Annotated in this window: 10 protein-coding genes; 7 read left to right on the top strand and 3 right to left on the bottom strand. The window is 58.8% G+C overall.

Going from position 1 to position 7,513, the window contains the following annotated elements:
- The coding region (locus ACTJKX_RS35100) for an RHS repeat-associated core domain-containing protein (RefSeq protein WP_440728157.1) at positions 1-2,082 on the top strand (2,082 nt) is incomplete at its 5' end.
- 21 nt (positions 2,083-2,103) lie between these two features.
- The gene (locus tag ACTJKX_RS35095) at positions 2,104-2,850 is read left to right on the top strand and encodes a hypothetical protein (RefSeq protein ID WP_440728156.1); all 747 of its coding nucleotides are present in this window, start codon (positions 2,104-2,106) and stop codon (positions 2,848-2,850) included.
- A 332-nt stretch (positions 2,851-3,182) separates the two neighbouring features.
- Here the strand turns inward: ACTJKX_RS35095 and istB are convergent, their stop codons facing one another.
- Complete coding sequence (gene istB / locus ACTJKX_RS35090) at positions 3,183-3,935, bottom strand: IS21-like element helper ATPase IstB (protein ID WP_440728155.1); 753 nt, start codon at positions 3,933-3,935, stop codon at positions 3,183-3,185.
- A gap of 13 nt (positions 3,936-3,948) precedes the next feature.
- Positions 3,949-4,518 carry a Mu transposase domain-containing protein gene (locus tag ACTJKX_RS35085; protein ID WP_440728154.1) on the bottom strand — a complete coding sequence of 190 codons (570 nt, stop codon included), beginning with the start codon at positions 4,516-4,518 and terminating at the stop codon, positions 3,949-3,951.
- Positions 4,519-4,554: 36 nt separating this feature from the next.
- Here ACTJKX_RS35085 and ACTJKX_RS35080 point away from each other — a divergent pair, with 36 nt between their 5' ends.
- Both ACTJKX_RS35080 and ACTJKX_RS35075 read left to right on the top strand, forming a co-directional pair.
- Complete coding sequence (locus tag ACTJKX_RS35080; protein ID WP_440728153.1) at positions 4,555-4,905, top strand: hypothetical protein; 351 nt, start codon at positions 4,555-4,557, stop codon at positions 4,903-4,905.
- Positions 4,906-4,942: 37 nt separating this feature from the next.
- Positions 4,943-5,335 carry a hypothetical protein gene (locus ACTJKX_RS35075; RefSeq protein ID WP_440728152.1) on the top strand — a complete coding sequence of 131 codons (393 nt, stop codon included), beginning with the start codon at positions 4,943-4,945 and terminating at the stop codon, positions 5,333-5,335.
- Here ACTJKX_RS35075 and ACTJKX_RS35070 read toward each other — a convergent pair.
- On the bottom strand, positions 5,332-5,583 hold the full coding sequence (locus ACTJKX_RS35070; protein ID WP_440728151.1) for a hypothetical protein: 252 nt from the start codon (positions 5,581-5,583) through the stop codon (positions 5,332-5,334). The genes ACTJKX_RS35075 and ACTJKX_RS35070 overlap by 4 nt on opposite strands.
- 33 nt (positions 5,584-5,616) lie before the next feature.
- Between ACTJKX_RS35070 and ACTJKX_RS35065 the strand changes: the two genes are divergently transcribed.
- The 3 genes from ACTJKX_RS35065 to ACTJKX_RS35055 all read left to right on the top strand — a co-directional run.
- On the top strand, positions 5,617-6,081 hold the full coding sequence (locus ACTJKX_RS35065; protein ID WP_440728150.1) for a MucR family transcriptional regulator: 465 nt from the start codon (positions 5,617-5,619) through the stop codon (positions 6,079-6,081).
- Positions 6,082-6,257: 176 nt separating this feature from the next.
- Positions 6,258-6,566, top strand: coding sequence for a hypothetical protein (locus tag ACTJKX_RS35060; RefSeq protein WP_440728149.1), 309 nt, complete (start codon positions 6,258-6,260; stop codon positions 6,564-6,566).
- The coding region (locus ACTJKX_RS35055) for a recombinase family protein (protein WP_440728148.1) at positions 6,563-7,513 on the top strand (951 nt) is incomplete at its 3' end. The genes ACTJKX_RS35060 and ACTJKX_RS35055, both read left to right, overlap by 4 nt.

Here is a 7,513-nt window from a genome sequence, read left to right as displayed (position 1 = left end):
CAGGTGATGCGGTCGGACCTGCCCAATGGCGATCCGCAGCGCGACAATATCGGCTTCCTCTATGACGAGGCACGCTCGGGCGCCTTCAATGTCGGCAAGCAGACGACGGCGGCGAACAAGCATGCCTGGCTGACGGCCAATTACGACGCGCTGGGCAATGAGGTGGTCAAGACCCTGCTGACGACGGAGGGCACGACCTATACCACGACGACGGCCTATGATGCCGGCAAGCGCATCCTGTGGCGGACCTTCGGGGACGGCACGAGCCTGGGGTCTGCGGCAACGCCCTTCGGCTACAATGGGGCGGGCCAGCTCACTTCCATCCCCGGGCTGGTCTCCAACGTGACCTACAATGCGGCCGGACAGTCGCTGGCGACGACCTACGCCAATGGGGTGACCAGCACGTCGGCCTATGACGCCACGCGGGGCTGGCTGAACAGCCTGACGGCGGCCAAGGGCGGCACGAACCTGCTGTCGCTGAACTATACCCGCGCCGCCACCGGCCGGATCGATGGAATCACCTCGCCGGGGGGCGCCTCGAGCGATGCCTGGAGCTATGGCTATGACGAGCTCGACCAGCTGACCTCGGCCAGCAATGCCGGCAATGCCTCGTTCAACGAGACCTACAGCTATGACGATGCGGGCAACCTGACGTCGAAGACGGATGTGGGCACCTACACCTATCCGGCGCAGGGCCCGAACGCGGTGCGCCCGCATGCGGTGGGCGTGGCCGGCACGACCTTCTTCACCTATGACGACAACGGCAACATGCTGACGGGTCATGGGCGGACCTACAGCTGGGACGGGATGAACCGTCCGACGCAGATCGTCAGCGCCTATATGGGGGAGAGCCCCGGGGCGACGAGCAGCTACTTCTACGGCCCGGACGGGAGCCGGGTGAAGAAGGTGACGAAGGCCTCGCCGCGGGGTTGCACCACGGCGCCCAATCCGCTGCCGACGGAGACGACGACCTATGTGTTCGGGGACGAGCGGGTGAGCTATGAGGGCTCGAGCGATCCGTGCGTGCCGACGACGCCGCTGTGGGTGAAGTACCCGATGCCCGACATCAAGATCGAGGGCACGGGCGCCACGGCCAAGAGCTACACGCTGCTCAAGGACCATCTGGGCTCGGTGCGTGTGGTGGCCGACCAGGCGGGCACAACCTCCATCGCCACGCGCTACCAGCCCTTCGGGCTAGCCAAGCCCATCACGACCTCGACGGCGACCAAGGAGGATCACGGCTATATCGGCGAGCGGCAGGACGAGACGGGCCTGCTCTACCTCAACGCAAGATATTACGATCCCCACATCGCTCGCTTCGTCTCGCCAGACTGGTGGGACCCAACCCAGGAAGGCGTCGGAACCAACCGGTACGCATACGCCGACAACAATCCTATCAATGTCAAGGATCCAAGTGGGCACTCGGTGTATCTGCCGTCGTGCGATGGTTCTTGTCAGAACGCTGTAGATCGTGATGGTATGTTAATTGCTGGTGCTCTCACCTTCATCGGTGAGGGTTTAGAAGGAATGGGGCCACTTGCCCCCGAAGGGCGAGCATTAAAGAACATTGCTGCGGGCATGGAGGAAGGCATCGCAGCGGGTCGTGCTCTGCGGGCCGAAGCGCAAGCCGCGAGGGCCGCAGCAGCAGCGCGAAGGGCTGCTAATTCGCAATTCGAAAGTGCTTTCGCTAAAATCGCGGTAGAAGGAAAGCCGCAATTCACCAACTCGAAGGTGGGGCTCACCGCTCCTGTGCACGCAGCCCTTTCCGAAAAGCTGGCACGCGATATCGTCAAGCAAGTAGGTGTCGATAATGTCGCCTCAATCCACTACAACCAGAGGTTGAGTAGCATTTTCAAAGGTGTGACCGATGCCAGACAACCTGACGTGGCAGTCCTCACCAAGGATAACAAGGCTGTGTTGGGTGAGGTTGCATCGCCGAGTCAAACCGCCAAAGATATGCAGGATAAGTTGGTAAGCATGCAGAAAAATGTCGAAAAGGCCGGATACGAAACATCTGTGAGTCAAGAAAATTCCATGGCCAAGAGATCTGCGGATGACAATAAACGCAGCGATGATCCATAATAAGCGATGGCAATGTTAAAAATGACAAACCAATATAGATACTTAGCTCTTTACAATTTTGCAGAGGACTTGAAAAATGTAATATCAATCGATTTTTTGTATAGATTTATTTCTTACGGAGAATCGAATCCCACGATCGTTTCGATCCAGACCCAAGAAGGTAAATACGGCAAATGGAGAAGGGGTAGCTTCTCGCGCCTAGGTTTGTTGGAGGCGAAATACGGCCCTTTGGCGAAACAGAAAAAAATTGTCTTTGATAAACCTGTAAGTGGAAATTTTTTAAATAGCTCTATTCATATTTCCTACGACATAGAAGAGAACAATTATCTTATTGTTAGAGAGATGCACAAATGGGGGCTGAAGGATATAATTTATCATATAGAATCTCTGTCTGATGTTCTTACTCCATCCTATGGTTTTTCTATTCAACAGAGTGGCCCCGCTGCATTTATTCATGCTGGAGGGGTCAGCGATAGTGAGGATGATCCAGCTACCTTTCGTCGGATCAATGATCTTGGGCGGAGTTTGAGGCAAACGAAGGAGCACCTTGTAAAGCTCCACGACCTTTATCCGTTAAATGTCCTGAATGATGCCCACCTCAAGTGTGATATCGAGGGCATCGCCCTTGGCGATTGGATCAATGAAGGGAATCGTGGCGATTTAATACGCATAAAGCAAAATGTATATACATGGACGGTGCCTGATGACATCCGGCTTGGAGTCCGGGATACTCTATTTAGGGCAGGTGCATTGATCGCGAGTGTCTAAGACGCATCGGCGCGTACATCGTTCCGGCCCGTGCCAGCGTGACTTACATGGCTTATGATGCCCGGATTACGGCGATGGTGAGGACGGTGCCTTCTACGGCATCTGGTTTACGGGATGAGCTGTGCCAGGATGGTCGTTGTCAAACCCACCACCAAAGGGAGCGCCGTCCATGGGCAAGTCTATCAGCGATTTGGCATCTGTCACTGCGGATTCCGACGAAGTCGGCCATGCATTCCAATTTGAAGCCGGCCGGGGATTCCGACCTGAAGCCGGCCACCCTGTGACGTCATTCGCATGAGTCGAGTGGAGAATGTTTCGGGACGCTGGATCGGTCAAGTGTTGGAGGGATGCAACTCGGTTTTTCGTGCCTTGCGCAAGCTCTCTCCGTTGAGCTCGATACGATAGGCATTGTGAACGAGACGATCGAGAATGGCGTCGGCGATGGTTGGGCTGCCGATGAGTTCGTACCAGCGCTCGACAGGGATCTGGCTGGTAACGATGATGGATCGCGCCTCATAGCGGTCCTCGACGATCTCGAGGAGATCTCGGCGCTGTTCTGCATCGAGGGGTTCGGGGCCCCAATCATCGAGAATGAGCAGGTCGAGGCGGGCGATGGCGCGCAGCATCCTGGCGTATCGTCCGTCACCCCGCGCGACGGCGAGGGCAGCGAACAGGCGCGGCACGCGATGATAGGCGACGGAGAAGTCGTCGCGGCAGGCCTTGCGACCGAGGGCGCAGGCCAGCCAGCTTTTACCGACGCCGCAGGGGCCGGCCATGAGCAGATTGTGGCGAGGCCTGATCCAGTCGCCGGTGGTCAGCTTGAGGAAGAGGGAGCGGTCGAGGCCACGGACAGCACGATAGTCGACATCCTCGACGCTGGCGGCATGGCGTAGCCTGGCAAGGCGGGCTCGCATCTCGAAGCGCTTTTGCTGGCGGGTGGTCTTCTCCTGCTGGAGTAGCATGGCGAGCCATTCGGCATGATCGAGACTGCGTGCCTCAGGTTGGGTCTGGATATCCCGGAAGCCCTTTGCCATGCCCTGGAGGCCGAGCTCGTGCGCAAGGTCGAGAGTAGGATGGGTCAGCATTGATGGACAGTCCTCAGTGGAAGTAGCCGGGCCCGCGCAGATTGTGATGATCGATCACGACTTCTTCGGTGACGGCAGATTTGGGAGAAAGCAGGTTGGCAAGGAGGGAGGCGATGGACTTATAGGTGAACGCACCGATAGCCAGCGCCCTGGTACTGGCTGCCTCGACACGCCGCTGATCGGCGCCCTTGAACAGGTGCAAGATGTCCAGGCAGGTGCGAAAACCCTGTTCCGGGTGTGGGCGATGCGTCAGGATGGCGATGATCAGGCCTTCGGTATTCGGGCCGATTGAGCGCCCCCATCGGCGGAAGCGTTCCGGCGTCCACTCGGCATAGCGCCGATGAGAGCTTGGCATATGCTCTGGATCGGTACCGTGCCGGCGTCCGCCATAGCGGCGCTGATGGGTGGCGACACGCTGGCTGCGAGGGAAGACCTTGACGGTTCGGCTGGTGGCGCGAATATCGACCTGCTCACGGATAAGGGCATGGGGTACCGAATAGAAGAAGCCGTCGAACTCGACATGGTAATCGAGCGAGACACGGGCCAGGCGCCATTCGGCGAACTGATAGTCGGTCTCGGGCAAGGCGGCGAGTGCCGGCCGCTCGATCGTCTCGAACAGATGCCGGCGGCTGACGCCGAGGCGGAAGCCCTGTTGAGGAAGGATGTGCTGAGCGAGGACGAGAAGGATTTCGTTCTGGAGAATTGGCAGCTGGGTGCGGAGAACAATGTGGCGGCTGCAGGCGCGTTCTTCACGCCGATGGATCTGGCGGCCGATTTTGCCCTTGAGCCAGGGCAGGGACGGGTGATTGACCTGTGCGCCGGGATCGGCGGTCTCGCCTATTGGGTTCAGCAGCGCTCCAAATGGCGGGGCGAGGTGGAACTGACCTGGCGTCGAGATCAATCCGCGTTTCGTCGAGATCGGTCGCAAGCTGTTGCCGGAAGCACGCTGGATCTGCGCCGACGTGCTTGACCGGCGGGGCTGGTGGGAGGGCGAACTTGAAGGAGCCATGTTTGACTGGGCGATTGTCAATCCGCCCTTCGGCAAGGTGAGGACATCGGGTGATCGTCGCGGCTATAAATCCTTCGAATTCGCGGTGATCGATGTCGCCTTTCAGATCGCAGACAATGGCGCATTCATCCTGCCGCAAGGCTCGTCGTCGTTCCGCTATTCCGGGCGCCCCTGCTTCGAGTGGCTGACCTCAGGGCCGGGCGTCGACTTTGAGCAGCGAACGGGCCTGTTCATGGACTGTGGTATTGGCATCGACACCAGCATCTATCGCGATCAATGGCGGGGCGTCGCACCCTTATGTGAGATCGTTACCATGGAATTCGCCGAGTGGCGGGAACGTCGCCAGGCGCGAGTTCTGGCTGACAAGAGCGAGCAGCTCGTTCTGCTTTAGGCAGATGGTTCGATGTTCGGAGACAGGCGAATGTAATTCGAATGTTCCCCGGCTGTCGACAATTGTCCCGATTGAGACAGGGCAAATCGATGGTCGAGGAATAAACCACAAATCATCGAAACAGTGCTGCTGAGATTGCGGCCTTTTTTGAACATGGTGTTTACAGGCACCGGAATTTGCCTGAGAATCCGAGTCAGCGCAGCGATCGGGTCCACAAAGCTGCGCATATAAAGAAAAACGTCACTCACTTCGACATCAACGCAATAAGAAAGTGACTGAACATGCTCGAAGAAGACACAAGTCTGGTCGACCTGACGGTCGACATCGTCTCGGCCTATGTCGCCAACAACCAGGTTGCCACTGCTTCCCTTGCGGATCTGATCCGCGCCGTGCATGGAAGCCTGACCAACCTGAACAATCCCAGGCCGGTTGAAGCTGATACTCCGCCAAAACCCGCCGTTCCGATCAAGAAATCCATCACCCCGGATTATCTGATCAGTCTGGAAGATGGACGCAAACTCAAATCGCTGACCCGGTATCTTCGAACGGCTCATGGCCTGACGCCTGAGCAGTATCGGGAGAAGTGGGGGCTGCCTTCGGACTACCCCATGGTTGCGCCGAACTATTCGGCCACCCGCTCACGTCTGGCCAAGGAACTCGGCCTCGGCCAACAAGGCCGGAAGGCCAAAAGCGCACCGCCACCTCCTCCCGCGCCAAGCAAGGGCAGAAGGAAGAAGGCAGCGTAGCGGTTTCGACGCCAGACATGCCGATTTGCGAAGGGCTGGATGATCGAGATCAAGGTTCTCCAGCCTCGTTTCCGGCAGATCTGGCGTATGAGGCAAAACCGTAATGCGCAAGTCATTGCACGCCATGGCCCTATGCCATGAACTTCGTGCTTTCCTTCGTTCATCGGAGGCATCTGATGGCAGGTCGATCCATTCTTGGGAGCGACCTGATGGCAGAAGAAACCAGGACAGGGCCGACACCTTCGGCCCCATCCAACGACAACATCAAACGCGCTGGCTCGAGCTATGCCGGCGAGGACAGCGGTCCCACCAAGCTGGATCGCATCGTGCTCGATATCGCCCGTTCGATCGGCCGGCAGCTGGCCCGGGAAGCGTTCGAGAAACACCGGGCGGCCAATGACAATCGGCCGAGCCGCCGAGAGGAAAAGGGCAGGGGGAAGAAGGATGAGCCCCCACTAGGAAAGAGAGAGGTTGATCCACCATGACCCGTGTCGCGCTCTATGCCCGCTATTCCTCCGATAGCCAGCGGGACGCCTCCATCGAGGATCAGTTCCGCCTGTGCCGTGAACAGGCAACGCGCGAAGGCTGGAACGTGACCGGGACCTATCAGGACGCGGCGATCTCCGGTGCCAGCACCATCTTGCGGCATGGCATCCAGCAGTTGGTGCGTGACGCCCAGCGCGGCCAGTTCGAGATCGTGCTGGCCGAAGCGCTCGACCGCATCAGCCGTGACCAGGCCGATGTCGCCACTCTGTTCAAGCATCTCAAATTCGCGGGCGTCACCATTGTCACCCTGGCCGAGGGTGAGATCAGCGAGCTGCATGTCGGCCTCAAGGGCACCATGAATGCCTTGTTCCTGAAAGACCTGGCCCTCAAAACCCATCGTGGTCTGCGGGGCAGGGTGGAGAAGGGCAAGGCCGGAGGAGGGTTGTGCTATGGCTTCCGGGTGATGAAGAAGCTCGATGCCCAGGGCGAACCCATCCGCGGCGACCGCGAGATCGTGCCGGAGGAAGCCAGGATCATCCGCCGTATCTTCCAGGAATTCGCCACGGGCAAGAGCCCGAAGGCCATTGCCGTCGATCTCAACAAGGAAGGCATTCCCGGCCCGCTTGGCCGCCACTGGGGCGACACCAGCGTGCGCGGCCATGTCATCCGGGGCACCGGCATCATCAACAATGAACTCTATACAGGCGTGCTGGTGTGGAACCGCCTGCGCTTCATCAAGGATCCAACCAGCGGTAAGCGCGTGTCGCGGATCAATCCGCCCGCCAAATGGATCCGCACCGAGGTGCCGCATCTGAGGATCGTCGAGGACGAACTCTGGCAGGCCGTGAAGGACAGGCAGAAGGTCATCGCCAGCAAGTTCGAGGCGGTCACCATCGGCATCCGCGATGCCAGGGCGAAGAGGCTGCACACCATGAAGCGGCCGGCC

Source organism: Labrys sp. 22185 (genome assembly GCF_052045555.1).
GTDB classification, from domain to species: domain Bacteria; phylum Pseudomonadota; class Alphaproteobacteria; order Rhizobiales; family Labraceae; genus Labrys; species Labrys neptuniae.
This window is presented reverse-complemented; position numbering and strand designations above follow the sequence as displayed.